The following is a 346-nucleotide window of genomic DNA, read 5'->3' as shown; positions in this document are numbered from 1 at the left end:
ATTAACGCTTTATTTGGTAACTTTGACCACTTTTTACATTGAAAAATCCAACGCCTTTTATAGCTTAGGTTCAATGGAAGCTCTTCATATGTAGTAGCACAAATATCTCTTCCATTATCCCCACCAGAAACTCCAAACCATTCAGTATCTTTGAATCCTTCTCGTTCCAATGCATAGTAGATAAATTTCTCGAAATTTTTCCAATTAATATCTTTCCAATCAAGCTGAGAAATATCAAAATTGCTCAATTTATTATCTCCTATCCTATTATGTTTTAACCTAATAATAACAAATTGTATTTGAGATTTCTCCTCTAAGCATAAAATAGTCCTGTTTCTAAATATTT

General features: G+C 30.3%; 1 protein-coding gene. It reads right to left on the bottom strand.

The features are described 5' to 3' along the window. Positions 1-248, bottom strand: a 248-nt coding sequence (locus tag RCF13_RS18455; RefSeq protein WP_308141444.1) for a restriction endonuclease, incomplete at its 3' end; no start/stop codon positions are given. Positions 249-346 lie beyond the last annotated feature (98 nt).

This window comes from Stenotrophomonas maltophilia group sp. RNC7 (genome assembly GCF_030910085.1).
GTDB lineage: Bacteria > Pseudomonadota > Gammaproteobacteria > Xanthomonadales > Xanthomonadaceae > Stenotrophomonas > Stenotrophomonas sepilia.
The sequence above is the reverse complement of the archived record's forward strand: the minus strand, read 5'-3'. Positions and strand labels throughout refer to the sequence as shown.